General features: G+C 62.2%; 29 protein-coding genes and 1 other RNA gene. 14 read left to right on the top strand and 16 right to left on the bottom strand.

What is annotated here, in order from left to right:
- Nucleotides 1-176: 176 nt before the first annotated feature.
- The 13 genes from QYM46_RS13455 to QYM46_RS13395 form a co-directional block, all read right to left on the bottom strand.
- The gene (locus QYM46_RS13455; protein WP_432789324.1) at nt 177-512 is read right to left on the bottom strand and encodes a hypothetical protein; all 336 of its coding nucleotides are present in this window, start codon (nt 510-512) and stop codon (nt 177-179) included.
- Complete coding sequence (locus QYM46_RS13450; RefSeq protein ID WP_432789323.1) at nt 509-820, bottom strand: hypothetical protein; 312 nt, start codon at nt 818-820, stop codon at nt 509-511. The genes QYM46_RS13455 and QYM46_RS13450 overlap by 4 nt, the downstream gene beginning before the upstream one ends.
- Nucleotides 820-1,656: a phage major capsid protein gene (locus tag QYM46_RS13445; RefSeq protein WP_432789322.1), complete on the bottom strand. Its 837-nt coding sequence runs from the start codon at nt 1,654-1,656 to the stop codon at nt 820-822. Before QYM46_RS13445 ends, QYM46_RS13450 begins: the two co-directional genes overlap by 1 nt.
- A gap of 120 nt (nt 1,657-1,776) precedes the next feature.
- On the bottom strand, nt 1,777-1,935 hold the full coding sequence (locus tag QYM46_RS13440; protein WP_432789321.1) for a hypothetical protein: 159 nt from the start codon (nt 1,933-1,935) through the stop codon (nt 1,777-1,779).
- A 459-nt stretch (nt 1,936-2,394) separates the two neighbouring features.
- Nucleotides 2,395-2,838, bottom strand: coding sequence for a hypothetical protein (locus tag QYM46_RS13435; RefSeq protein WP_432789320.1), 444 nt, complete (start codon nt 2,836-2,838; stop codon nt 2,395-2,397).
- The gene (locus QYM46_RS13430) at nt 2,828-3,445 is read right to left on the bottom strand and encodes a hypothetical protein (protein ID WP_432789319.1); all 618 of its coding nucleotides are present in this window, start codon (nt 3,443-3,445) and stop codon (nt 2,828-2,830) included. The genes QYM46_RS13435 and QYM46_RS13430 overlap by 11 nt, the downstream gene beginning before the upstream one ends.
- The gene (locus QYM46_RS13425) at nt 3,442-4,728 is read right to left on the bottom strand and encodes a phage portal protein (RefSeq protein ID WP_432789318.1); all 1,287 of its coding nucleotides are present in this window, start codon (nt 4,726-4,728) and stop codon (nt 3,442-3,444) included. The genes QYM46_RS13430 and QYM46_RS13425 overlap by 4 nt, the downstream gene beginning before the upstream one ends.
- Complete coding sequence (locus QYM46_RS13420) at nt 4,725-6,191, bottom strand: terminase large subunit domain-containing protein (RefSeq protein ID WP_432789317.1); 1,467 nt, start codon at nt 6,189-6,191, stop codon at nt 4,725-4,727. The genes QYM46_RS13425 and QYM46_RS13420 overlap by 4 nt, the downstream gene beginning before the upstream one ends.
- Nucleotides 6,151-6,645, bottom strand: a complete 495-nt coding sequence (locus QYM46_RS13415; RefSeq protein WP_432791740.1) for an HNH endonuclease signature motif containing protein — start codon at nt 6,643-6,645, stop codon at nt 6,151-6,153. The genes QYM46_RS13420 and QYM46_RS13415 overlap by 41 nt, the downstream gene beginning before the upstream one ends.
- Nucleotides 6,629-6,811 (bottom strand): hypothetical protein, encoded by a 183-nt coding sequence (locus QYM46_RS13410; protein ID WP_432789316.1) that lies wholly within the window; start codon nt 6,809-6,811, stop codon nt 6,629-6,631. Before QYM46_RS13410 ends, QYM46_RS13415 begins: the two co-directional genes overlap by 17 nt.
- Nucleotides 6,812-6,877: 66 nt before the next feature.
- Nucleotides 6,878-7,702 carry a helix-turn-helix domain-containing protein gene (locus tag QYM46_RS13405; RefSeq protein WP_432789315.1) on the bottom strand — a complete coding sequence of 275 codons (825 nt, stop codon included), beginning with the start codon at nt 7,700-7,702 and terminating at the stop codon, nt 6,878-6,880.
- 1 nt (nt 7,703) lies between these two features.
- Complete coding sequence (locus QYM46_RS13400; RefSeq protein WP_432789314.1) at nt 7,704-8,225, bottom strand: hypothetical protein; 522 nt, start codon at nt 8,223-8,225, stop codon at nt 7,704-7,706.
- Nucleotides 8,222-8,413 carry a helix-turn-helix transcriptional regulator gene (locus QYM46_RS13395; RefSeq protein WP_432789313.1) on the bottom strand — a complete coding sequence of 64 codons (192 nt, stop codon included), beginning with the start codon at nt 8,411-8,413 and terminating at the stop codon, nt 8,222-8,224. The genes QYM46_RS13400 and QYM46_RS13395 overlap by 4 nt, the downstream gene beginning before the upstream one ends.
- A 201-nt stretch (nt 8,414-8,614) precedes the next feature.
- Here QYM46_RS13395 and QYM46_RS13390 point away from each other — a divergent pair, with 201 nt between their 5' ends.
- Together QYM46_RS13390 and QYM46_RS13385 are read left to right on the top strand one after the other, a co-directional pair.
- On the top strand, nt 8,615-9,154 hold the full coding sequence (locus QYM46_RS13390) for a helix-turn-helix domain-containing protein (RefSeq protein WP_432789312.1): 540 nt from the start codon (nt 8,615-8,617) through the stop codon (nt 9,152-9,154).
- Entirely contained in the window at nt 9,129-10,235 is a 1,107-nt protein-coding gene (locus QYM46_RS13385) for a tyrosine-type recombinase/integrase (RefSeq protein ID WP_432789311.1), read from the top strand. Before QYM46_RS13390 ends, QYM46_RS13385 begins: the two co-directional genes overlap by 26 nt.
- On the opposite strand, the gene QYM46_RS13380 is transcribed toward QYM46_RS13385, so the two are convergent.
- Nucleotides 10,180-10,530, bottom strand: coding sequence for a hypothetical protein (locus QYM46_RS13380; protein ID WP_432789310.1), 351 nt, complete (start codon nt 10,528-10,530; stop codon nt 10,180-10,182). The genes QYM46_RS13385 and QYM46_RS13380 overlap by 56 nt on opposite strands.
- Before the next feature lie 445 nt (nt 10,531-10,975).
- Between QYM46_RS13380 and QYM46_RS13375 the strand changes: the two genes are divergently transcribed.
- The 12 genes from QYM46_RS13375 to QYM46_RS13320 all read left to right on the top strand — a co-directional run bounded on the left by QYM46_RS13375 (nt 10,976) and on the right by QYM46_RS13320 (nt 22,312).
- On the top strand, nt 10,976-12,202 hold the full coding sequence (locus tag QYM46_RS13375; protein WP_432789309.1) for a globin domain-containing protein: 1,227 nt from the start codon (nt 10,976-10,978) through the stop codon (nt 12,200-12,202).
- 103 nt (nt 12,203-12,305) lie between these two features.
- Nucleotides 12,306-13,430 carry a peptide chain release factor 2 gene (prfB, locus tag QYM46_RS13370; protein ID WP_432789308.1) on the top strand — a complete coding sequence of 375 codons (1,125 nt, stop codon included), beginning with the start codon at nt 12,306-12,308 and terminating at the stop codon, nt 13,428-13,430.
- Between the two features lie 203 nt (nt 13,431-13,633).
- Nucleotides 13,634-14,323, top strand: a complete 690-nt coding sequence (gene ftsE, locus QYM46_RS13365; protein WP_025780920.1) for a cell division ATP-binding protein FtsE — start codon at nt 13,634-13,636, stop codon at nt 14,321-14,323.
- Entirely contained in the window at nt 14,320-15,234 is a 915-nt protein-coding gene (ftsX, locus tag QYM46_RS13360) for a permease-like cell division protein FtsX (protein ID WP_169252834.1), read from the top strand. Before ftsE ends, ftsX begins: the two co-directional genes overlap by 4 nt.
- Nucleotide 15,235: 1 nt before the next feature.
- A complete protein-coding gene (locus QYM46_RS13355; RefSeq protein ID WP_432789307.1) occupies nt 15,236-16,465 on the top strand; it encodes a peptidoglycan DD-metalloendopeptidase family protein in 1,230 nt (409 codons plus the stop codon).
- A 175-nt stretch (nt 16,466-16,640) separates the two neighbouring features.
- A complete protein-coding gene (gene smpB, locus QYM46_RS13350) occupies nt 16,641-17,111 on the top strand; it encodes an SsrA-binding protein SmpB (RefSeq protein WP_432789306.1) in 471 nt (156 codons plus the stop codon).
- Nucleotides 17,112-17,321: 210 nt separating this feature from the next.
- Nucleotides 17,322-17,700: a transfer-messenger RNA gene (gene ssrA, locus QYM46_RS13345) on the top strand.
- Nucleotides 17,701-17,920: 220 nt separating this feature from the next.
- Nucleotides 17,921-18,274 (top strand): SdpI family protein, encoded by a 354-nt coding sequence (locus QYM46_RS13340; protein ID WP_432789305.1) that lies wholly within the window; start codon nt 17,921-17,923, stop codon nt 18,272-18,274.
- A 170-nt stretch (nt 18,275-18,444) separates the two neighbouring features.
- A complete protein-coding gene (locus QYM46_RS13335) occupies nt 18,445-19,002 on the top strand; it encodes a hypothetical protein (RefSeq protein ID WP_432789304.1) in 558 nt (185 codons plus the stop codon).
- Between the two features lie 111 nt (nt 19,003-19,113).
- On the top strand, nt 19,114-20,322 hold the full coding sequence (locus tag QYM46_RS13330) for a sensor histidine kinase (protein WP_432789303.1): 1,209 nt from the start codon (nt 19,114-19,116) through the stop codon (nt 20,320-20,322).
- A complete protein-coding gene (locus QYM46_RS13325; RefSeq protein WP_432789302.1) occupies nt 20,319-20,957 on the top strand; it encodes a response regulator in 639 nt (212 codons plus the stop codon). The genes QYM46_RS13330 and QYM46_RS13325 overlap by 4 nt, the downstream gene beginning before the upstream one ends.
- Before the next feature lie 191 nt (nt 20,958-21,148).
- Complete coding sequence (locus QYM46_RS13320) at nt 21,149-22,312, top strand: DUF418 domain-containing protein (protein WP_432789301.1); 1,164 nt, start codon at nt 21,149-21,151, stop codon at nt 22,310-22,312.
- Here QYM46_RS13320 and QYM46_RS13315 read toward each other — a convergent pair.
- Together QYM46_RS13315 and QYM46_RS13310 are read right to left on the bottom strand one after the other, a co-directional pair.
- Complete coding sequence (locus QYM46_RS13315; protein ID WP_432789300.1) at nt 22,293-23,969, bottom strand: thiamine pyrophosphate-binding protein; 1,677 nt, start codon at nt 23,967-23,969, stop codon at nt 22,293-22,295. The two genes, QYM46_RS13320 and QYM46_RS13315, sit on opposite strands and share 20 nt — an antisense overlap.
- A gap of 293 nt (nt 23,970-24,262) precedes the next feature.
- Nucleotides 24,263-25,789 carry a sodium:solute symporter gene (locus QYM46_RS13310; protein WP_432789299.1) on the bottom strand — a complete coding sequence of 509 codons (1,527 nt, stop codon included), beginning with the start codon at nt 25,787-25,789 and terminating at the stop codon, nt 24,263-24,265.
- Nucleotides 25,790-25,791: the final 2 nt, after the last annotated feature.

The following is a 25,791-nucleotide window of genomic DNA, read 5'->3' as shown; positions in this document are numbered from 1 at the left end:
TAGCGGCTTTACGAACTTTCTGCGGACTTTTTGCGGACTCGAGGGCACAAAAGAATCCCCCAGGCTGGCCGGTAAGGTGCCTGGGGGATTCTTGTACACGCAGGTGGTTCTCAGCCGAAACTAACCAATCGGCTCCACACCTTCGCCCTGAAAGGAGATGGGCGTTGACGTGAGTATCAGGGTTGCGGTTGAACCGTCTTCAGTGGGATCTCCACGTAGAAGGTTCGACGACCGCGCCGGTATTCGAGCACTTGCCCGTCCGGTTCGTACTGGAGACCATTCCAGCGGACGCGTTGCAACGCCGGGTTGATGGTCGTCGGTTCGCAGTACGCGATCAGTTCGGCCTTCGACATGAATCGGTTGTCATCGTCGAGCATTGCCGTGGATCGGTAGTCGACGCGAGATCCGACGACCTGCACGACTTCGGGGTTCGCCCAGTCATACACCCAGTCGCCGTACTTGTTCTGTTCGGCGTGCGCTTCGATGATCTCGATCTTGTCTTTGAAGATCATCCCGTCGACCTCTTCCGATAACGGTTCAGCACGAAAGTTTCGGCAAGCGTCCACCCGTTGAAGAACGACTGGAACGACATGTTCCCGAGCTTGTACTGCACCTGATCGGGGTTCGCCATCAGCCGGGCCGTTGCCGTCGTGATGACCGCAGAGATCTCGTCGTTGGGTTCTCCAGCGGTGAAGCCGTTACCACGCGTATAGGCCGACGCCATGGCCGTGATAACCGGCAGGTGCTCCCCAGCCAGGGCGACAACGGTGGAGTCGTCACCCTGGCCGATGAAGTCTGCGACGTCCTGCGCGGTGGGCATCAGCCTTCAGCAGCGGTGAGGACGATGACACCTTCAGGGCGCAGCAGACCGAGATCGTAGCGTGCGGTGACGCGGATCGCCTGCTCGTCGTACTCGGCGTACCGTTCCGACAGGAGCGTCACGGACGGGTCGGTATCACGAGCGACAGCAATCTCCGACGTGTTCGCCAGGACAGCCTTGCCAGCCGGGAGTTTGCTCGTCACAGTGACGGGCACACCGAACAGTGTGTACTTCGCGTCTGCGGTGAGGTCCGAGACGATGAGGTACTTGCCGTCTCCGTCCTTGAGCTTGCGGAGGGTGAAGAAGTCGGCACCGGAGATGAACCAACGGTTCGGGGTGACTTCAGCAGCCGACGCGAGAGCCAGGGCATCGAGCAGCGAATCGGGGTCAGAGGCGTCGAGAACGCCGGTCTGCACTCCGGGCTGGTTGATGATGCCGGTGACGGACTTGTCCGCACCAGTGCCGGTGAGGAACGCCGTGTCGAGTTTGTTGGCAACGTCGGTGACGAGGCGAGTCTTCAGCACTGCGTCGAGGCCGATGACGGACTGCCGGAGGAGTTCATTCGAGAACCGGATGAGGGTCTTCACGGACTTACGATCCGAGGGCATCAGCTTCACTTCGTCGAAGTCGACGTCGTGCTCGGGGATGAGTTCGGATTCTCCAACCCATGCCGGATCGCTCGAGCTGGTGAGCTTCGGGATGCGCAGCGGTGAAGCAGTGTCGAAGACCTGGACTCCGGAGGCGAGGACAATCGACTGTGCTTCGAGGGGCTGAATGAGGAGCGAGGATACCTGTTCCTGAAGGAGTTCAGGGTTCGCTGAAGTGGTTTCTACCATTATTTGGCACCTAACTTGAGATGAGGAGTGTTGGGTTCCCAGCGGTGCCAGACCGAAAGAGGGGTATGGCCGTCAAGACCATACCCCCCTAGGGTATCAGATTTGTGCTACAATGTCAACCTATTCGGCTCGGGTGATCGTTTCGACTCGAGCGGTCTTGATTGCGAAGCTCTGGAATCCCTCTCCGTAGAAAACGGTGTAATTGCCCTTCTCGTCAAACGATTCGGCTTCGACGGATTCTTCGCTATCGAATCCTTGGTTGATTATGAATGTTGCCACTGGTAACTCCTACTCTTTGATTTCCACTGCGTCTTCGCGAGTGATGGTGAGCACTTCCGAAGTTTTAACTTGTGCTACGACTTCGTGATCGTCTCCAGTTCCTCGTAGGAACGATATGAACAGGTCGCCAACTTTGTATTTGTCGGCTTCATATGCCCTTGTGACCGTCGTCCTGATTCCATAATTGATATAGTATCGCGCCATGCTATGCTCCTAAATTCTATTTGGCTTCACGGTTGGGTTCGATAATCATTCCCCAGCCGTTAATCTTATTCCTATTTGCGTCCCAGGAAATCGTGTTATTAGGATTCATAATACTGATTTCCTGTGCAATCGATAGGTGAGCTTTGATTTCTGCGACTTTAGCTCTCTGGTCGAATGTCGTCGCTTCGTCCTCGAGTTTCCTTAGGTCGTCTACGGCATCGTGCCATAGGCTACTCGTATCCACTTTGCGCTCCTTTACGCTCGTTGCCGGAGGAGACCGGCGAGGTCAACTGTAGTGCCACCGGCTGACACGCCCTGCCCGATGCTCCCTGAAGGTTTCCGAGACCCCAGGTGAGGCTTCTTCTCCAGAAGCTCCGTAATGGCCGTATCCAGGGCTTCGGGGTCGTCTAGGTGTTCTGGACTGTATTCGAGGTCGGAAGCGTCCTGTAGGCGTCCTGTGGCCGCTGCAAGGGCATTGTGTAGCCGGTGGGCGAGATCGTCGGCCTTCTGTGCTCGTTGACGGTACTTTGCGTTCTCGTCACGCAGCTTCTCGACGTAATCACGCGGGAACGTGTCCTGCTCCTCGTCGGTCGGCTCCGGGGCCTCGGGAGTCTCGTCGACCTCGGGGATTTCGACCGGCTCCTGGTCGACGGTCTCCTGCTCGACGATCTCCTCGTCGTTCATCTGCTCAAGCGACATTGGTGTTTCCTCTCTTTGCCTCGCGGCGCATATTCGTTCGGGCCGCGTTCGCGGCCTGCTTCTCGTTCTGATAATTGCTAGTACGGGTGATCGTGGGCACCGGGTGGCACACACAACCCTTATGTCGGGGCATCACATGATCGGGACGGAACACACGACCGTCACGTCCCCACCACTGGCAGAGTTCGCACGCCTGCGAGTCGACGCCTCGAGTCCACCCCTTCACCATTGGCAGCTTCTCCATGGATTCGCCGTAAGCCTGGTGCGCGGCGTCCAACGTCTCTCCAGTCGCTAGGCGGACGATCTGCATTCGCGTGTCCTGGTCGGATCCGAGAATCGTCACGACGGCACCTTCGAGGCGTTTAAGGTCAGCCGGTGGCATTGCAGGAGACACGGCGACGGGGGCCTGTAGCGCGGTCTCCACGTAGTCGCGGAGGACAGACACGGCATAAGTAGCGCCCTGAGCTCGTGCCTGTCCCACAACGTCGGCCATGGCGGTAATGAACGTGCCCTGCGAGATCTGTCCCGACTCGAAGGCGTCGAGCAGCTTCTCAGCCCGTGCCCTGACTTGCCCGGACAATGAGTTCAGTGCAGTCTCGAAACTCATTCACTGATCCCCGCGGTTGCGGCTGCGTCGAACGACTCGAGACGTTTCGCTTCCCGGATGCGTTCGATCTCAGCCTGCGAATATCCCAGACGCTCGAGCGCGTAGGACGGGGGAAGAATCCCGGACTGGACGAGCTTCACCACGGCGTCAGCCTCCTGCGCGATTGAACGCGTAGCGGCGTCAGCCCACGAAACTTCAGCCTCGATCTGATCGATCGGTTTGCCGGTGCGGACGGCGATTAGCAGCCGTGCTACCCATTCCCACGATCTCGAGAACTGATCCTGGCGTGCCTCAGCCCGTGCGGTCAGTGACGCCTCAGAAGCTCGCAGCGCGTCACCCGATGCAGGGTTCGACGTCGTAATACCGATGTAATGCGACGGGAGCGCGGAGACGGCCATGATCTGTCCCAAGATGATGCGGACAGATGCTTCATAGGCTCCGAGATCCGCAGCCGGGAGTTGTCCGAACCTAGTGTCCGACGATTCCGACACCATGGCGCGGGGGCCTTCAGGGATCGGGTTCTCGGCGTTGCCGTCCTCGTCCTCCTCGAGCTCGATGCCGGTTGCCCAGCGTCTGGGCCTGCCGACGTACTCCGACGACACCATGAGATCAGCCAGCGTCTTATTCAGTGCGTCGACGAGGGGGATCAGATCTTCGATCTCGGAGACACCATCGTCGAGGAGACGATCACCATTGATGAACGGGACGACGGGGACAACACCTAGCGGGTTCTCGATGACCTCGACGGAGGAGAAGCCAGTCGTAGTTGCGCCGGTCGTCTTCGCAGAAAAGCGGGTGATCGCCTCGGCGGTGTAGAGAACCGCCTCAGTCGTCTTGTCAGTCGTCCAACGCTTCACTGCTGCGAGAACTTCACGCGTCGCCGGGTGACGCAGGACAGTCACTTGCCGTGCTGATTCGACAGTCGCTTGCGGACGTCCAAACGTATCCACCCAGACGATGACGTAGGACTTGCCCAGCGTGAGGGCTTCACGGTGAACGACGCCGGAGTGCTGATCGAGGTTGTTGCGGATCCAATCGGCCCAGACGAGAGAATCGTCGTCATTCGTCTTGAAGCCGGTGATGCGCAGCCGCTCCGACAACGCGGTCACGGCCAGACGAGGAATGTTCGACGCCATGCGCCCAAACCTGTTCCCCAGAGCGGTCTTCGCCTCGGGAGCGAGATAGGCGAGTGCCTGCCGGCCACTGTAATAGCGGTCCAACTCCGAATAGGTGCCGATAGGTTCGTCGAGCTTCTGGAGGAGAGATTCGAGAGTCTTGTTCATGCGAAAGTCCTAACTTTCTTCGAGGTCTTCTGATTGGCGTGCCAAGCGGCACGGTCGAACGCGATAATCGAGGCAACTGCGCCGTCGATCTTGCGCGGAGAGTTCTTCTTGTCCTTCGACACGAGATCTCCGAGCGTTGTTGACTTGGCGACTGTGTTGGAGAAGTGAGCAGCCAGCTCGGGATCTCCGTCGTAAGTCACCATGTGTTCCATGACCGCCTGATAGAGACGGTCGGTTGCCGGGGCCATGCGTCGAGCGAACGCGGTGTTGTACTCGACGACTCGTTTCTCACCGTGACGCTCCTGCCACGATTCGATCTCCGAACGCCACCCCCACATGTCACAAGCCAGCTCGACGACGTTGTAATCGTCGAAGGCTTGATCGACGGCCCGGTCGACTTCGCCACGGGGGACACGCCAGCGTTCGTCGCCGGGGTTCTGCCACATACCGACGACGAATAGGTGCGGGTTCAGGACGGTGCAGCCAATGAGGACTGTGGAGTCTCCAGAAGCGGACCCGTCGAAGCCGAGAACGACTTTCTCCTTGGGATCGACGACGCGGTGAAGATCTCGCACTTCGTCGAGTGCTCCGAACGGCAACCATGAGTCCGAACCTGACACCCATTGGCCGAGACGGAGCTGCCGGAATACGGGTTCGCGTAGCGTCTTACGTGCCGACGCCAGCCCGTCAATGGCCAGGAACGGCCTAGAACACGATAGGGCGGGATTGGCAGCCTTCCACGCTTGTTCGTCGCTTGTAGAGCATCCTCCGGGTGCTGAGTACTCTTTCAGCCAAAACGACTTGTCAGCGCCTTCACGACCATGCTCCACGAGCTTCCACATGATCGATTCCTGAGACGATGCAGGAGTCGAGATCGCCAGCGTCAACGACTCGGGACGCTTACCCGCTACCGACGACACGGCTTCCCATACCGGCTCCGTGACGACGTGGAGTTCATCGACTATTTGGAGAGTCGGATCCCAACCATGCAGCGCGTCAGCGTCCGCCGGGAGCGGGACCAGAGTGGCGTCATTCTGGGGAACGACGATGCGGTCTTTGTAGATGTGTGTCCGCTCGAGGAGAACCGGGTTCAGCTCGATCATGCGTCGTGCCAGGTTCAGAGTGAGCTTCGCCTGCCGTTCATCCGTAGCAACGACGAGGACTTCAGCCGACATAGGGCCGGCGAACAGTTCTGCCACGGCCAGCATTGCAGCCAGTGCGGTCTTCCCGTTCGCTCGAGGCATGGAAACCAGACCAGTGCGAATCTTCTTCCCAAAAGCACCCTTGATAATGTCTTTCTGGAACGTGCGCAGCTTTACCGGATCTCCTGCACCGACACCCTTCGGTACGATGCAGAACTCCTCGATGAACTTGATACGCCTAGCAGCACGACCAGACGGCAGGTGAGAGACGTCCAGCGGCTCAACACTGATCGGGGCCTTCGGTCCAGCCTTGATCGCCACTTGATACCTCCTTGTCCACAATGTGAGAGGGAACGAGAGCCTTGCCGGGTGGCCGATCTTCGACCTCCGGTTGGTGCAACCCCGCACGTAGTCGAAGACGTCGGGCTTTCGATGCGGCGATCTTCTTTCCGATTTCGTTTTCGACTTCGGCGGTCGCTGGAGTTCGTGCGATCTTCCCGTTGTGATATCGGCAGAGGATGCGGCAGTTGTCGGGTTCGTATGTCCATTCGGGTCGATCGACGACTCGGACGATGTGATCGACTGTCAGGTCATCGGAGGTTCCACATACCTCGCAGAATGGTGAAGCCTTGCGAAGCTTCTGTGAAAGTCTTCTCCACTTTGATCTGTTGAAGTCTGCTGCATGTGATCGTGTCGTCTTCGGTGAGTGTTTGAGCTTGTGTCTCGAGCATCTGTTCTTCTCGCTGAGTTCTCCGCACTCAACGCATGGTTGCATCACCATCAGCATCACCACCTTCGACGAGATCAATGATTGCGTTGGCGAGATCGGTAGCTTCGTCCATGCGAACTCTCATAGTGGCGAGGTAGCCGCGACAGATGTGCAGGGCAGGTTCGCCGTGGATGGTGGTGGGCCTAACTGATAGGCCGGGTTTCTTAGACATGGGGGCCTTTCTGACAGTGGGGGCCTGATCTTTCAGACCCCCGGTGTACTCGAGTAGTGGCGGGTATTAGCTGGCTCTCTCCATTTCGGTGATGGGGTAGCCGTTTGCGACGAGGTGGCCGATGAAGTGGTCGAGCTTCTGTTCTGCACTCGAGGCGTCCATCTGTGGCATTGACACCTTCCATTCGTGTTCCCATACGTCTCGCGCTTCATCACCGATGTAGATGGTGATGTGGTAGAGGAGTTCCTGGAGTGCGTCGTCGTATTCGTCGTACCCGCTTCCTGGTGCCAGCTTTCGAGCTACATGCTGTATGCAGGTGATGAGGTCTGAGCGTGCATCTTCTGCGAGGTTGTAGGGACGTCGGTTCTTCTGCGAGTCACTCAATCTCGGAGAGTTGAGTGCTCGTGATTTCACCGGGTAGTTACCTGGATCTATAACCGGATGGGACCCCAATTGCTGGGGGGCTTCATGTCCAATTGCTGGGGGGCTTGTGTCCAATTGCTGGGGGGCTATGTCCACTGGCTGTTCCCCTTGTGCATGAACATCAGTTGCGCCATGTCCAGCATTTGGGGGGCTTGTGGATTCGCCTAGTACCCATTTCGGGTAGGTCAGCTGGTAGACGTTTGCGAAGCCTCGGCGCACTTGGTTTCCGCCTTGCTGAACGAGCCTGAGATATCCCCGTTCGACGAGGACGTTGATCGCCTTGTCGATGGTCGTTCGACTGCATCCGATCTCATCGGCCACGCGCTTCTTGCCGGGGTGGATCCTGCCTCCGTCTTTCGAGTCGGAGTACGTGCTCAGGTGCAGAAGAATTCGGACCTGAACGTGTGTGAGGTCCTTACCGACTCCACGGAGGATCGTCTGCTGCCAGTCGAGCTTGCTGAATGCCACATCAGTCCTCCCGTTCAAGTGCGTCGCGGCCTGCGTTGGTCAGCGTGTATCCGGTGCCGGTCGCTTCGATCAGTCGGACGCGTGCAGTGTCGAGGAGGAGGATCAGGTTCTCGAGCTGCTGGAGGTTCAGAGAAGCGTCTCCGACGATCATCTCGGGGTCTTCGTCGTCGAACTTGACGAGGGTAACGTCGATGCCTTCGCGTTCAGCTACTCCGATGTAGCCGAGGTTCTTATGGTGGAGCCGGCGGTCGCCCAGTTCTGCGAAGTCGGGGGCGATGCACTGCTCGGGGTCGCACCAAATGGGATGGACGACGAGATCGTTGTGGGATATACTGACTTGCAACATATCTTGTTCACCTTTCAGGTTGTTCAGGTTGACGGCACCGGATGGATTCTTGGCGGGATCTCCGGTGTCGTTTTGTTTTGTGAGGCGTTGGTCCTCGTCGTGCTTCATGCGTCGGAGCATGTCGCCGCTGACGGGGAAGAACACCGTGTCGTCTACGGGGACGTCGTAGATGGTCATGACGCCTCCTTTTCGAACTGTTCGTCGATCCAGGCGAGGACGTCGGATTCGCGGAACATTCTGCGTCCAGCCAGCTTTGCGGACTTGGGGGCGGTGCCGGCGTGGATCATGAAGCGAACGGAGGCCGGCGATCGGCGGATCATCTCAGCGACTTCTTCGACGAAGAGCAGTCGGTCAGTGGTAGTCATTGTTTTCTCCTTAGAAATTGTTGGTATGCCCGAGGACCGTGTGGTCTCGGGGTCTTGCTTGAGTCCCATATGTGATTGCCAACCGCAGTAGACGTGTAACGTCTAGGTGTCTGACTATACACGTAAGACGGTTATATGTCAACTCTGGGTCTAAAAGTGCGCTGTTGGCCGTGTTAGACGCTATGTTGGTAAAATGGCTGCATGAAGACGATCAACCAGAATCTCAAGCGCGTGCGCAAGGCCAAGGGCCTCAATCAGACGGAGCTTGCTGAGCAGGTGGGTAACGACTGGACGCAGCGGATTGTCTCGAGGCTCGAGCAGGGCCAGGAGATGACCGTGACGCAGCTAGAGGAGCTTCTGCGGGTTCTGGGTCCCGATATTCTGGCCGGCTCCCTGCTAGAGAACCTGGTGTCTGAGGACTTCGCTTTCCTTGCGCAGCAGAAGCGCATCGACGCCTATCTCGATCGACTCCATAAGATTCTGACGCTGACGATGGACTCCGAACGCGAGATTAAGATTCTTCGCCGGGTCATGCAGGGCCAGTCCGAGGAGGACGCTGAAAAGGCCGTAGACGCTTCGCTGCCGCCTCAGGCGCTTCCGGGCCTCGAGCGAGTCATCATGGAGATGGAGGCGCGTAGGTTTAAGTTGGGTCCGCATCCAGCGGAGGGAACCGCTGAAGATGCCGCCGCCTGGCTGAAGGATCAGGAGGCACAGAGTGGCGTCGATCAAGAAACGACCTAACGGCAAATGGCGTGCTCGATACCGGGACTCGGACGGCAATGAGCACGCTCGGCACTTCGCCCGGAAGATCGATGCTCAGCAGTGGTTGAACACTGTCACGGCTTCAGTGGTTCGCGGTGATTACGTCGACCCTAAAGCCGGTCTCGTTACCTTCACGGAGTTCTACGATTCGTGGTCGACTCGGCAGATCTGGACGAGGGGCACCCGTTCCAGTTATGACCACGTAGCCGGCACCGTCACATTCGGGGATATGCCGCTCCTGAAGATCAAGAAGTCGCACGTAGAGACGTGGGTAAAGAAAATGTCGACTGACGGTCTCGCCGCCCTGACGATCTCTAACCGCCTCGGACTCATGAGAGCGGTGTTCAAGGCCGCTGTGGGGGACCGGCTCATTGCTTTCGACCCCTCAGGCGGCGTTAAACGCCCCGGTGCGGCGTCAAGGGCATCGACGATGAATATCCCGTCGTCGGAGGAGGTTCGTGCGCTTATGGACGCTTCTGAGCCGTTCTTTCGGGTTGCGTTCGTCGTTGGTGCGTTCGCGGGACTCAGGCAGGGCGAGATCTGCGGATTGCAACTGGAGGACGTCGACTTCATGCGTCAGCAGTTGCATGTTCGACGGCAGGTGCAACGGCGGATGCCTCACCCGGTCGAGATCCGCGAACCGAAGTACAACTCCGATCGGACTATCCACCTTCCCCAATTGGTCCTGCACGAGATCTCTCGGCACTTGCAGGAGTTCGGGACATACGGCGACGACCGGTGGCTCCTGCTCGGGCGCGACAATGGACCGATGTGGCCGAGGTTGCACGAATACCGGTTCTCGAAAGCTGCGGAGAAGACGGGCCTGAAGTACACGTCTCATGATCTTCGGCACTTTTTCGCTTCTGGTTTGATCGCTGCTGGCTGCGACGTCGTGACAGTGCAGAGGGCGATGGGGCATAAGTCGGCATCGGTCACGCTGGACACGTATTCGCACTTGTGGCCGAGCGCGGAGGAGAAGACGCGTGTGGCCGTGGAGTCGATCTTCAATGAGGCTTTCGGTTCTCCTGCGGACTCCTCGCGGACTGGAGGCCAGAAGTAGGCTTCTCACCTGGCACGATGCTCGATATAGGTGAGTTGACCCAGATCTCTTCGACGTGCGGATCGTCGAAATAGTCCTGCAGGGCACCGAAACCCGAGAGCTGATGATCGATATGCCGGAAAGTCGCCTCTTTGTCCTCGAGCAGGGGGAGATCGGCGACGAGGCTGCGCTCGTCGTATTCGGCGATGACGGTGCGAATGAGCTCACGAGAGCGCTGAATATCGGCGCGGGGATCCACATCGAGATCTCTGATCCGTTTGTGAACCTCGCTGGTGATGACTTCGGTGGCTTCCACTCTGAACCCTTGCCTGATCATTCAATAGACAGCGTGATTTGCTGTTTAACCTATCTGTAGTCGAATGAAGAATCTAGTGAAAAACCAAATCTGTGGATAACGGAGAATCGCTTCGGCAAATGCCCGCCGTGTAGTTTCACGAATGTCACTAAGGGGGCTTTTCGTCTTGCGCAGGGGTGGGTTTCGATCTATATTTTCCTCACCAGTCTTCGTGTGAAGCGATGTGAGCCGCGCCGCCGGCGGGATGAATGAGATCTCCCGCCGGCGGCGCTTTTCCTGCTGTCGAAGGGATCCTCGCCTCCCGGCTGGTACGAAGAATCTCATATTCTACAATGCGTAGAATTCGGCGTCGTGGTCCGAGTACGGTTGAAACTGCCAAGAACGACTGCGACCTGGAAAGGCCGTTCCCGCTGCGCGGTGCACCGGTGCCGCAAAAGGAGCACAAGTGATCTCCCGACCCGCTTTCACCATCGTCAAAGACACCCTTCCCGTCATCGGATCGGCCATCGGCGACATCACCCCGATCTTCTATGACCGGATGTTCACCGCCCGTCCCGACCTGCTTGCTGACCTGTTCAATCGCGGCAATCAGGCCCAAGGCGAACAGCAGAAGGCGCTGGCCGGCGCGATCGCCGCCTATGCCAGCCTGCTCGTGTCCGAGGATGCGCCGAACATCGACGCGATGATGAGCCGGATCGCGAACAAGCACGCCTCGCTGGGCATCACCGAAGACCAGTACCCGATCGTCTACGAGCACCTCTTCGCCGCCATCGGCGAGGTCCTCGGCGGAGCGGCCATCCCCGAGGTCGTGGACGCGTGGACCGAGGTCTACTGGGATATGGCGAATACCCTCATCGCCGCCGAACACACGCTCTACGCCCACCACGACGTCGACCCCGGTGACGTCTGGTCCGACCTGGTCGTCACCCGCCGCCGGCAGGAATCACCGCATACCGTCAGCCTCCTCCTCGCTCGCCCCGATGGTGGAGCTCTGCCGCAGGCCCGGCCCGGGCAGTACATCTCCGTCCAGGTGCAGCTGCCTAACGGGGCGCGGCAGATCCGCCAGTACAGCCTCACCCGGACGAGTTCGAACGACTCCTGGGCGGTGACGATCAAGGCCGAACCGGGCTGCGCGGAAGCGGGCGTCCCTGCTGGTGAGGTGTCGAACTTCATCCATGGAAATGTCTTCGAAGGCGACCGGGTCCGCTGCTCGCTGCCCTACGGCGACCTCGTCGTCGAAGAGGCCGAGACCCCGCTGCTCCTCGTCTCTGCGGGCATCGGCTGCACCCCGATCCTCGGTGCGCTCAATGACCTCGTGTCCAAGGAATCCCGGCGCGAGGTCACGGTCCTCCACGCCGACCAGTCGATGGCCTCCCACGCCCACCGGCAGGAGATGGCGCAGCTCGTGGCCCAGCTGCCGGGTGCCCGGATGCACCACTGGTACGAACAGCTCGGAGCGCGGGGGACGAGTGAGACCGTCCACGAGGGCTTCATCGACCTCGCCGAGGTGGACGTCCCCGTCGACGCGCAGGTGTACCTGTGCGGTCCGCCCCCGTTCATGAAGGCCGTGCGCCGCGGACTCGATGCGCTCGACGTGCCCGAGGACAATATCCACTTCGAGGTCTTCGGCCCCGACACCTGGGCGACCGTGCCCGAACTCGTGCCCGCCTGACCTCAACCGGGGGATGGTGCAGATGCGCGCCGAGGCGGTCCCGCCTCGGCGCGCATCCGTCGGTTCTGGGTGGGGAGGGGGCATGCACTAGAATCGCATCATTATGGCCTCCACTGATTACTCTTCTGAAATCGCCAACCTCCGCCAGACGTACAAAGCGATTCTCGACGTGTCCGATCTGGACAATCTGCGCGACGAGGTTGCCGAGCTCACGGAGCAGGCGTCCTCGCCGACATTCTGGGACGACCCCGACTCGGCACAGAAGACCTCGGCCAAGCTCTCGCACAAGCAGGGCACCCTGGAGAAGCTCGAGAAGTTCGGGCAGCGCATCGACGATGCCGAGCTGCTCGTCGAGATGTCCCAGGACGAAGGTGACTCGGACTCGCTCGACGAAGCCGACCGCGACATCAGGAAGCTGCGCGATCAGCTGGCCGAACTCGAGATCTCGACCCTGCTCAGCCACGAATACGATGAGCGCTCCGCCGTTGTGACCGTGCGTTCGGGTGCCGGCGGCGACGACGCGACCGACTGGGCGCAGATGCTCACCCGCATGTACGTCCGGTGGGCGGAGAACCGCGGCTACAAGGTTCAGGAGCTCGACACCTCCTATGCCGAAGGTGCAGGCATCAAGTCCGCGACCATCCAGATCGACGCGCCCTATGCCTACGGCACGCTGTCGGTCGAAGCCGGCACCCATCGCCTCGTGCGCATCAGCCCCTTCGACAACCAGGGACGCCGTCAGACATCATTCGCTGCCGTCGAGGTGGTCCCGCTCATCGAGTCGACGGACCATGTCGAGGTCGACGAGAACGATCTGCGCATCGACGTCTACCGGTCCTCGGGCCCCGGCGGACAGTCGGTGAACACGACTGACTCGGCCGTGCGCATCACGCACATCCCCACCGGTGTGGTCGTGAGCATGCAGAACGAGAAGTCCCAGATCCAGAACCGTGAAGCTGCGATGCGCGTCCTCCAGTCCCGCCTCCTCGACCTCAAGCGCCAGGAAGAGGCCGCGCAGAAGAAGGAGCTGGCCGGCGACATCAAGGCCAGCTGGGGCGACCAGATGCGCTCGTATGTGACCCATCCGTACCAGATGGTCAAGGACCTGCGCACCGGCTACGAGGTCAACAACCCCTCGGCGGTCTTCGACGGCGACCTCGACGGACTCATCGAAGCCGGCATCCGCTGGCGCAAGGAACAGGAGATGGCCGAAGAGGCCGAGGCCTGATCCTTCGGGCAACGGTACCGAGCCGTCTCGCTCGGTCGATGGCCGACTGAGGGTCGGCCGCCTCGGCGAGGTTTCGACCATCACCGAGGCGACTGTGAACTTCATCAGATCGCACCACACGCCCGGCCGCCTCCGCGAACATCACGGAACTGTTACGTACAGTGGAAGCGGCCGAGCCACCCGCAACATGATTGAAGACCGACTTGATCAGATTCGACTCCGTTTCGAAGTCCTACGACACACGTTCCCGCAAAGCACTCGACGACATCTCGTTCGAGGCTGACCGCGGGGAATTCGTGTTCCTCGTCGGGGCTTCCGGTTCGGGAAAGTCCACGGTCATCCGACTCATTCTGCGTGAAGAGGTCCCCAGCGCCGGACGCATCCACATCGCCGGAAAGTCCGTGGTGAAGATGCCCAGCTGGAAGGTGCCCTACCTGCGGCGGGGGATCGGAACCGTGTTCCAGGACTTCCGCCTGCTGCCGAACAAGACCGTGTTCGCCAATGTGGCCTTCGCCCTCCAGGTGATCGGAAAGTCCCGCGCGGCCATGTCGACCCTCGTCCCCGACGTCCTCGAGACCGTGGGCCTGGCAGGCAAGGAGAAGCGGTACCCCAGTGAGCTCTCCGGCGGTGAGCAGCAGCGTGTGGCCATTGCCCGCGCCGTGGTCAACAAACCCGGAATTCTGCTCGCCGACGAGCCGACGGGCAACCTCGACCCGGCCACGAGCGCGGACATCATGAACGTGCTGGAGAAGATCAACCGCAACGGCACCACCGTGCTCATGGCCACTCACGACGGAGAGATCGTCAACCGGATGCGCCGGCGGGTCATCGAACTGCGCGAAGGCGAGATCGTCCGCGACGTCGAAGAAGGCACCTACGGAGTCGCCTCATGAGGGCCGGTTTCATCCTCTCCGAAGTCTGGTCGGGCCTGCGCCGGAACTTCTCCATGGTCATCTCCGTCGTGCTCGTGACCTTCGTGTCCCTGCTCTTCGTCGGAGCCGCGATCCTGCTGCAGATGCAGGTCGGGCAGATGAAGGACTTCTGGTACGACCGTGTGCAGGTCTCAGTGTTCCTGTGCCCGCCGGATTCGGAAGCGACGAACTGCGTCGACGGTGAGGTAACTGGAGACCAGAAGGACCAGATCCGGGCCGAACTCGAAAGCTCCGATCTGGCCCCCTATGTCGACAAGGTCTACTTCGAGGACAAGACCGAGGCCTACGAACACTTCCAGGAGCAGTTCAAGGGCACCAGCCTCGAAGGCACCGTGCCCAAGGACGAGATGAACGAGTCCTTCCGGGTCAAGCTCAAGGACGCCGAGAAGTACGACATCATCAAGGAGACGTTCTCGTCGACTCCCGGGGTCGAAGAGGTCGTCGACCAGAACCAGCTGCTCGATCGACTGTTCGGGGTGCTCAACATCGCGACCATCGTGGCGATCGCGATCGCCGGCATCATGCTGCTGTGCGCGATGCTGCTCATCGCCACCACCATCCGACTCTCCGCGTTCTCCAGACGCAGGGAGACCGGCATCATGCGACTGGTCGGTGCGTCGAACACCTTCATCCAGATGCCCTTCCTGCTCGAGGGGGTCATCGCCTCAGCCATCGGGGCGACCCTGTCCGCCGGTGCCCTGGGGCTGCTCGTCCGCTTCGGAGTCAGCGGCTGGCTGCAGTCGCAGGCCACGGGATTCAGTCTCATCTCCGGATGGGACGTCCTCCTCATCACCCCCGTGCTCATCATCATCGGTGTGCTCATGGCCGGAGCCTCGTCGCTGATCACGCTGAACAAGTACACGAAGGTCTGAGATGAGACGCAGACTCGGACTCGTCGTCACGGCCGCCGCACTGGCGGTGATCATGCCGGTCACCTCGGTGGTGGCCGACCCGCGCGACGACAAAAGCGAGGTCGACGAACGCGTCAAGGAACTCCAGCAGGAGTTCGAAGGCCTCGACGAGGAACTCGCCCGCGTCATCGCCGAACGCGACGCCGCGCAGGAGAAGCTGCCGGATGCCGAAGCCGAATCGAAGGCCGCCGACGATGCGCTGGCGAAGGCGATCGAAAAGGACGAGGACATGGCCGCGCGCCTGACCTCGGCGGAGAATGCGCAGAAAGACCTCAAGGACACGATCAAGTCCGGCACCGAGGAGATCGACAAGCACAAGACCTCGGCCGCGCGCATCGGGCGGCAGGCCTATCAGAACTCGGGCATCACCTCCGATCTGGCGATGCTGCTGCAGATGGCCGAGGGCACGAGTGCCGACGGCGGTATCGGCCGCGTCGACTCTGCAGTGCGGTCCCAGCAGCGCACGATCGACAAACTCTCCGAACAGCGGGCGCTGAATAAGAACAACGAAGAGCGGCTCTCGGGCGTGACCGAGAAGATCTCCGACCTCAAGGACGAAGCCGCTGAGGCGGTGCTGGCCAAGGAGGCCGCGCAGGTCGATGCGAAGAAGAAGGCCGACAGCCTCAACGATCTCATCTCCGCGAAGGACGATGCGGAGAAGACCATCTCCGACAACAAGGCCAAGACCGAGAAGCAGCTGGCCGACGAGAAGGCCGAGCAGGATCGTCTGGCCAAGAAGGTCCGGGAATGGGAGAAGGAGCAGGAGAAGAAGGGCAAGTTCGTCTTCGGTGACGGAGACTTGGCCAATCCTGCCAAGGGATACCCGACGACGTCGCCGTTCGGATACCGCGTCCACCCGATCACAGGCGCACGGAAGCTGCACACCGGAATGGACTTCGGTGTCCCCTGCGGAACTCCGATCCGTGCGGCCGGCGACGGGATCGTCGTCACCTCCGGCTGGACCGGCGGCTACGGCAATCGCGTTGTCATCTCCCACGGCAAGATCAAGGGCGATTCGATCGCGTCGACCTACAACCACAACACGAAGCTCAAGGTCCGCGACGGGCAGAGGGTCAAGAAGGGCGACATCATCTCGTACTCCGGTACGACGGGCGCGTCGACCGGCTGCCACCTGCACTTCGAGATCATGAAGAACGGCACCTACGTCGATCCCAAACCCTTCATCTTCTAATTGCTACCTGACGGCGGCTCAGCTACCTCGCGCGAGGTTGCTCAGCCGCCGTCAGGTAGTTCTGGGAGGGGACGGGCGTGCGGAAGGTGGCCGATGGGATAGAATGGATGGCTGTGCCCGCAAACGCGTGCACTGGTGATCGGAAGCAGAATCGGGAGCAGAGAGGAGGCCGGTCATGCCGAAGGACACAGGCAAGAAAGTCATTGCGAGGAACCGCAAGGCGCGCCACGACTATCACATCGAAGACACGTGGGAGGCCGGGCTCGTACTCACCGGCACCGAGGTGAAATCGCTGCGCGAAGGTCGAGCCTCGCTCACCGACGGCTTCGCCCTCATCTTCCAGAATGAGGCCTGGCTGGAGAACGTCTACATTCCCGAATATCTGCAGGGAACGTGGACGAACCACTCGGCCCGCCGCCGTCGTAAGCTGCTGCTTCACCGCGAGGAGATCCTCAAGATCTCGCAGAAGGTCAAGGAATCCGGTCGGACCCTGGTTCCGCTCGAGCTCTACTTCGACGGTTCACGCGTCAAGGTCGAGATCGCCCTGGCCAAGGGTAAGCGCGAATGGGACAAGCGTCAGGCTCTGCGCGAGGCGCAGGACAAACGCGAAGCCGAACGCGCCATGAAATCCAAGCAGTACCTGTAAGGGTTGGTCGACGGCGGGTTCGATTCCCGCCATCTCCACCTCCCTCGCCGAGGCGGCCGGAGCGCATTCGGGCACGCCCGGTCCCGTATTCGCCGAGTTCAGGGAATGCAATTGGCTCGGTGTGTGTTCTACGAGTATGCTGGAGTATCTGGTCGGTGCCAGCAACCGCCTCGGCGGAGAAACCGCTGATCAGGTTTGGTAACAGAATATGGGGATGATCGGTTTCGACGTTGGACACTGCGTCGGGAGAAGCGGGCCGAGAATGCAGAGTCATCTCGTTAATGTCCTCTGCAAAACAATAGGTGCTAAGTCTAACAACCGCACCGATTTCGCCCTCGCTGCCTGATAGAGCGCGAGCTGCGAATCCGTCAGCCTAGAGTTGCCTCTGCTCTAGATCCTGGCGTCGCTTAAGAGGCCACTGCTTCAGATGCATGTTGGGGGCATCTGAGGGACTTTTACTCAACTCCGTTCGTTGGTCCATGTGTTCGTGCAGGGGCCAGAACCTAAGACACTGTTTTCACGAACTGCGCCCGGAGAAGTCCTGACAATCTGCCGACGGACGCGGGTTCGATTCCCGCCATCTCCACGTGACTGAGCCCCGGATTCCGCAAGGATCCGGGGCTTTTCGCTGCCCGAAAATCCCTAAACCAGCAGTGACGACACCTCGAAACGGGCGAACATCCTCGCCGAGGCGGTCAGACAGTTCCGCTCCCATCTGTCAGTTCGTCCGCCGCCGAGTTCACGACATCCGCTTGGTTCAGCCCCGGTGCGATACGGTGGATCCGAGTCCAAGGAGGAGACCGGCCCCGATGTTCTATCCGCCGCTGATCGGCTACCTCGTCCTCGCCGTAGTCGGCATCGCTCTCGTGCTCGTCATCCGCGGCGACCGCCTGCCCCGCAATCGTGCGATCGGGATCCGGACAGCCAAGACGATGCGGTCCGACGCTGCGTGGCGGGCCGGTCACCGTGCGACAGTTCCTTGGCTCATCACCATCAGCATCATCGCCGGCGGATTCGCATGTGCGTTGTCAGGCGTGGAGTCCTTTGCCTGGCCGACGGCTCTCGGAGACGTTCTCGCCGTCGCAGGGTGGCTGGTCATCCTCGGACTCTTCATCGGTGTCTGGACCACTGCCGACCGCGCGGCAAAGTCCGCAGAGGACTGACCTCGCCCAATTCCGGCCACTCGGCCGAGCGCGATCAGCCATTCGGCCGAGGTCCGTCCTGCCCGAAACCGGAAGGATCGAGTGTGTCAGGCAGCAGCCACCGCCGGCCGTGAAACCGCGGCGCAGCGCATTGACTGCTCACTCCGATCCGATAAGGACTCCACACACCCATGAAGAAGGCACTCATCTCCCTCGCCGCTGTCGTCGCCACCATTGCCGCCATCATCGGCGGCCTCCTCATCGGCGAGAACCGTGCGAAAGCCGTACTCGAAGCCGACGTCGCCGACTACCTGGACGGCTGCGTGATCACCCCCGACACGATCGACGTCCACGGTCGCCCCTACCTGCTCTACGCCGCACAGCACACCGCCGACCTCAGCTACGTCGACCTCGACCCGGCGAAGGGAACGAACAAGGATCAGGTCCTCGTCCACCACCTCGTCGACGGCCACGCCGACCGGCTCACCCGCTTCATCACCTTCGACTACCCGTCGGGCCAGGTCCGGCCGGTGAAGAATCCCGACGACTCCTACACCGAGGTGGCCACCATCGATGGCAAGAAGGTGACCTTCTCCGCCCGGACGGAAGGCAACCGGCTCGACGTTCTCGGAAATGGGCGTTCCCTCACCGACCGCGCTCTGCCGCAGGAGGCCGAAGTGCGGAACGTGTCCGCGGGCGACGATGGCGTCGTCGTCGAAGTCGAATACGCGGACACCGCCTGCCGCTGACACGGACGGCCGTTGACACGGACTGCCGTCGTTGCCGGCAGCGCAGCACACGACAGTGCCGAAGCCGATAACCCAGGCCCCGCGATCCGACGTTGACTAGACTGTGAGCAAATGAGACGACTCCTCACCCGGCTGTGGCTGATCCCGGTCCCGCTGACCTTCGCCCTGGAACTGTTCATCGGCAGCGGTTGGTCACTGATCCTCGGCAACGTCATCGCCGTGGCCGTCGGCGTGCCCATCCTCGTTCGCGCCCAGTCGCGTCCTGGACGGTCTGCACCGCTGGAGTGGGCCGTCCTCGGACTGCTCGGCGGCCTCGCCCTGGCCGCCGTCGCCGCCACGATGAGTCTGACGAGCCTGTGGCTGAGCCTGGTGGCGCTGGCGATGCTCGCCCGGACTTCGTCGAGCCGGTTGAACATCGCCTCCATCGTCGTTCTCGCAGTCGCGAACATCGTCTGTCCCCTGGTCATGGCCGACGGGGCGACCTTCGCGCTCATGGTGTTCGCCCTGGTCATCGCCGCGATCGCGATCGGACTGATGCTGCGATCGAATGACCGCACGCTGGTCGAGAGACAGGCCACCGCCGCCGAGGCGGAGCGACGTCGCATCGCCACCGAACTCCATGACCTCATTGCCCACGAGGTGACCGGCATCGTCGTCCTCGCCCAAGCCGCCGGACGCAGCGACAACGCGGACCTGAGGTCGACGGCCCTGACCAAGATCGAAGATTCGGGGACCCGCGCGCTCGAGGAGATCCGCCGACTCGTCTCCGACGCCCGCAGCGACACTCGAACCGATGCTTCGCCGGTCACGGCGTCGACAACGGCGTCCGGTCCCGACTTCCAGCCCGCTTCCCGCACTCCCATCGCCACCGGCCCGCAGTCCCTGCGTGACCGGATCGCGGCGTTCGGCGAATCCGCGACGATCACGATCGAGGCCCCCACCGAGGTGGCCGCCCCCGTCTGGCCCGTCCTCGACCGTGTGCTCGTCGAATCCCTGACGAACGTGCGCCGTCATGCCGGAGCCGATGTCCCGGTGACGGTCACCGTCACGACCGCGCCCGCCGACCTGATCTCACCAGAGAGCACCGGGAACCGCACCGGATCCGACGGTCCCGGCGCTCTGATCATGACCGTGGCCAACGGACCCGGTGCCGGTGGGATCGGAGCCGGAAGCGGAACGGGACTGAGCAGTCTGCGTGTGAGGGTGGGCCACCTCGGTGGGAGGATCGAAGCGGGCCCCGAACCCGGGGGAGGGTGGAGCGTCATCACACGACTGCCGCTCGATCCACGCAGCGACCACCGACAAGGGGAGAACCGATGATCACCGTTGCTGTCGTCGATGATCAGGAGATGGTGCGAATGGGATTCTCGCTCATCCTCGACGCCGAAGCCGATATCCGCGTCATCGGACAAGCCGCGGACGGGGTCGATGCGATCGACCTGGTCAAACGCGAACAGCCCGATGTGGTGCTCCTCGATATCCGCATGCCGCGCCTCGACGGTTTGACCGCGCTTCCGCGGCTGACTCCGTATTCCCAGGTCATCATGGTCACCACCTTCGACGATGACGACTACGTCGATGCGGCTCTCGCCGGGGGAGCCAGCGGGTTCCTGCTCAAGGACGCCGGCGCGGACCTCCTGCTCGCCGGTGTCCGGGCGGCGGCGAACGGCGATGCGCTCATCTCACCGACGCTGACTCTCGACCTGCTCAGACGGCGCACCTGCGCACCCCGGTCGAAGACGGCGCACATCGACCGCCTCAGCGACCGGGAGTCCGAGATCGCGAAGCTTGTGGCAGTGGGGCGGACGAACCAGGAGATCTGCGCCGAACTCTTCATCTCACTCGGCACCGTGAAGACCCATCTGGGCAGCATCCAGGCCCGACTCGATGCTCGCAACCGCGTCGAGATCGCCGCCCGCATGTGGGAATCGGGGGTCATGAACTCGAACGGCTGATTCCAGCGGCCCCAGCTCCGACCTCCCGCTCGACCAGTCCGCTCGGTGGACCCGCTCGACCTGCCCAGTCCACCAGCCCAGTGGACCTGCCCAGTCGACCGGACAGAATCGGCCGAATGGCCGACCCCGCTCGTCTCTTCTCGGTCGCACGGCCGATGTGGCAGGTCTCCGATCCGGGAAGGATGGACACCATGACACAACCTCAATCCGACACCCCAGACTCTGCCGACATCACAGGCCCTGCCGACGCCACAGACCCTTCCGACACAGCGAGAGCTGCCGCCTCGGTGAGTCCCGCCGATCTCCGAGGCCGGCCCCGCATCGCCGCGCTCGACGTCATCCGCGGTTTCGCCCTGTGCGGGATCCTGCTGGTCAACCTGCCGCCGATCTTCGGCCTCGGCGTCGACGGTGGGGCCCGCGACTTCTACCGCTTCTATGCAGACTTCGTGCAGAATCGGTTCTTCCCGATCTTCTCGTTCCTCTTCGGAATCGGATTCGGGCTGATGTGGCTGACCGCGCGGGATCGCAGCTCCCGACCACGTCTGGCACTGCTGCGCAGATTCGCCTTCCTCGGCATCCTCGGCGGCTTGCACCAGCTTCTCCAACCCGGCGAGGCGCTGCTTCCATATGCGCTCGCCGGGATCGTCATTCTGCTGCCGGCTACATGGATCGCCGATCGGTGGCGCAACGGCGTCACAGTCGTCCTCGGCGTCATTCTGCTCGCGGTCGGAGTGGCCACCGGAGGCGGAATGGCCGTCATCGCGGGACTCTTCCTGGTCGGCTTCGCCATCGGAGCCAGTGGTTTCCTCCGTTCCGTCCTCACCCATCCCGGACGAGTCGCGATCGCCGGTGTCCTCGCCCTGGCCGCGACGATCGTCGGCTTCGCCGGCACCGACTACACGACCCGTCAGATCAACCAGTGGATCAACGCCGGCCTCGGCATTCTCATGGCCCTGACCTATATCGTCGCCGTCCTGCTGCTCCTGCGCACCCCCGCCGAGGCGGTCCTGAAGTCCGTATTCGCACCGCTGGGGCGGATGGCGCTGAGCAACTACGTCGGCGCCACCGTCATCCTCGTCACCGTGCGGTTGGCGACGCCCGATCTTGCCCGGTTCGACGACCGCGGCGGTTACCTCGCCGGAGTCGTCATCTGTGCAGCGATCATCATCGTCCAGGTCATCGTCTCAACACTGTGGCTGCGCCGGTTCGGACAGGGTCCGTTGGAGAAGCTGTGGCGTCTCGTCACCTGGGGTCGATCGCCAGAACGACGCCACCGGCGCCGAAATCAACGCCGCCACCAGCGCCAGGACCAGCGCCGCGACCGGCTGGGCGCGGTCACGAGTTCACGCGAATGACCTCTTCCTGGTACGGCGCGATGACCTCGCCGGAGATCCGCAGGTCGAGAAGCAGGAAGGGCCGTTCGTCGACCGGACGAGCCTTCCACTCCTCGACGATGTCGAGATCGGACAGGGATCGGACGACGACGCCGTGTCCGCCGGCGGCCGTGACCAGGGCCGCGAAGTCGATCTCGTCGATGAGCATGGGTGACTTCTCCAGCCCCTTGAGCCCGTACAAGTTGACCTCGGCGCCATAGGCCGCGTCGTTGAAGACCACCGCCATTCCGCGACCGTCGGCGACCCGGATCGCGGTGTCGAGGTCGGACAATGCCATGGCTCCGCCACCGTCACCGCTGGTCAGCACGATCGTCGACTCCGGGTTCGCGCGGGCGGCTCCGGCGACGGAATGCCAGCCGAGTCCGATCGATTGGAACGCGGTGCCGACCATCGCCAGCCGGTCCGGTGCGCTGGGTTCCCAGAACATGTTCGCCCAGGCGATGAAATGTCCGCCGTCGGAGACGACGACCCGATCCTTCGGCAGAATCTCGCCGAGGCGGCTCGCCGCCGCACGAGGATCGAGCCGTCCGTCCCCGGCGAGCTCCGACCCGACGACGTAGGCACGGTCGGCGGTGGTGTCGACGGAGTCGTGCCAGCGCGGAGCGCCGCTGTCCGAATATTTCGCACCGTCGATTCCGGTCGACTTCAGCCGTGCCACGAGCTCGGCGGCAGCGAGTGTCGCATCGGCTCGGATGAAGCCGCCGACGCGGGCGTTCGTGGCACGGTCGTCGGTGTCGATCTGCCACACCGTCGTCGAGGGATGGAAGAGGTCTCCGAAACGCATCGTGAACTGATTGAGCGAGGCTCCGAAGACCACGGCGACATCGGCCTCGCGGACGCGGTCCATCGCGGCCGGGGCGCCGAAGCCGCCGGCGACTCCCAGGTCGTGTTCGGCAGCCGGGAAGATATTGCGGCCCAGCGCGGTCGTCACACTCAGCGCACCAGTGAGCTCGACGAGTTGACCGAGCTCGTCACTGGCTCCGGCCAACCAGGCTCCGCGACCGGCGAGCAGCAGCGGTCGTTTCGCCGCGGCCAGATCTGTGGCGAGACGATCAAAGGCCGCATGAGCGAACTCCCCGGTCGGCGCCGTCGGTGCCGGACGACTGGGACCGGGGACGGCCGGAATCTCACCGAGCTCCAGAGTCGCGACATCGTAGGGGATCGCGAGCACCACGGGCACCCGGTAGGTCAGCGCGTGCTCGATCGCGGTCACAGTTGCGGCGGCCGCATCGACCCGACCGACGGTGTACGTGCGCACACCCACCGCCGAAGCCATGGCGATCTGGTCGACGTCCCACGGCCGCGGACCCGATGTCGGCTCATCCCCGACGACGAGGACGAGGGGAACTCTGGCTTGGGCCGCCTCGGCGAGAGCGGTGAGCGTATTCGTGAACCCGGCACCATAGGTCGTGGTGGCGGCGGCGATCCGCCCGGAGGTGCGGAAGTGGGCGTCGGCGGCGACGACGGCTCCGGCTTCGTGGCGGACGGCGGTGTAAGTGGCAGAAGTGCCGCGCAGCAGGGCGTCGAGGAAGTAGGCGTTGCCGTTGCCCATGAGGCCGAAGACCTCGTCGATGTGGGCGGCGAGAGTGTGCGCGACGTGCGCAGAAGTATGAGCCATGGCTGGCCTTTCGCGAATGAGATATGGAAACGAGGGATCCATATATGTCTCACACGCGCGACCCGGCGGCTTCGTGCCCCTTTTTCGGACACCGGCTGAAGTGCCGCTCGCCCTGGGCGCCCTTTTCCGGGGGCTGTTGCGGACGGCTCAGCCTGACTCTCCGAATATAGGTGACTGTGGCCTGGGGCACCAAGTCGGGCGACGTCCCGGCACGCAGATCGCACCCGCCCAGAACTACCCGACGGCGGCCCAGCAACCTCGCGCGAGGTTGCTGGGCCGCCGTCAGGTAGTAATCAGCGGTTGATGCGTTCCTTCCAGGCGGCCATGACCTCGGGGGAGGTCGGCTTCGATGCGAAGGACCCGACGAGGTAGCCGACCAGCGACGCGATGAGGCCGAGGTAGATCGCCTCATTCGAGTAGATGCCCATCGTGATCATCACGACCACGGTGGTCACGGCACCGAGGATCATGCCGGCCATCACGCCGACGATCGTGCCGCGCTTGAACACGAGGCCGCCGAGAATCGGGATGAACAGGCCGGCCACCAGCAGGTTGTACGCCACGGTGAGGGCTTCGACGACGCTGGGCATGATCATCGCGAGCACCAGGGTGACGACGCCGAGCACGATGAGGTAGATGCGCGAGTCGCGCACCTCGTCACCGGTCTCGCGCACCAGCGACCGCACGAGCGTCGACCTCGCACTCGTTCCCGAACCGGTTCCATCCGCCGAGGCGGTCGACCCATCCGTCGCTGCGCCGTCCGCAGACGATCCGGTCGAGGCCGGCACGATGTCCTTGCGGGCGAGGATCGGTTCGACGATGTCCTGGCGGCAGACGGTCGAGGCGGCCATGAGCGAACCGGACGCCGTCGACATCATTGCGGCCAGCGCCGCAGCCAGCACGATTCCGCCGAGCACCGGCGACATGGAGGCATCGACGACGGCGGCGAACACATCGTCCTGGACCTCGATGCCGGGCACGATCGTCGTCGCGGCCATGCCGATGAGCGCACCGGCCGCGGCGTAGAGCAGGCAGTAGACGCCTGCGGAGAATCCGCCCCACCGGGCCACACCCGGGCTGCGGGCGGTGAACACGCGCTGCCAGATGTCCTGGCCGATGAGCAGACCGAGGGTGTAGATGAGGATGTAGCCGAGGATCGCCTGCCAGCCGATGCCCACCGGTGAGGTGTGCGTGTCGGGCAGCGAGGAGAACAGCTGACCGATGCCCCCGGACTTCGAGAGCACGAGCGGCAGCATGATGAGGAAGATGCCGATCGTCTGGATGAAGAACTGCACGAAGTCCGTCAGCGTGATCGACCACATTCCGCCGAGCATCGAATAGAGGATGACGATGCCGCCGCCGATGAGCACCGACCACACCTTGTTGAGGTCGAACAGGGTATGGAAGACCGTCGCGTAGGCGACCGTCGACGTCGTCGAGATCATCAGACCGTAGGCGGTCATGATCGCTCCGGAGACGAACCGGGAGCCCCTGCCGTAGCGGAGTTCGAGCATCTGCGAGACCGTGTAGATCTCGAGCTTCTGAATCTTCGGCGCGAAGAACAGCGACAGCGCGATGATGCCCAAGCCGATCGACAGCACGAGCCACATGCCCGACAGTCCGGCCGTGTAGCCGAGGCCCACACCGCCGATCGTCGACGCGCCGCCGAGGACGACGGCCGACATCGTGCCGGTGTAGAGCAGCCCGCCGAGGCGGCGCCCGGCGACGAGGAAGTCCTCCTGGTTATGGGCCTTGAATCGGCCCCAGACTCCGAATCCCACCATGGCGGCGAGATAGATGATGACAATTGCAGAGTCCACGG

The organism is Brevibacterium sp. K11IcPPYGO002 (assembly GCF_050920635.1).
In the GTDB taxonomy this organism is placed as follows: Bacteria; Actinomycetota; Actinomycetes; order Actinomycetales; family Brevibacteriaceae; genus Brevibacterium.
Note: the sequence above shows the minus strand (reverse complement) of the source record. Positions and strands in the feature narration are given on the sequence as shown.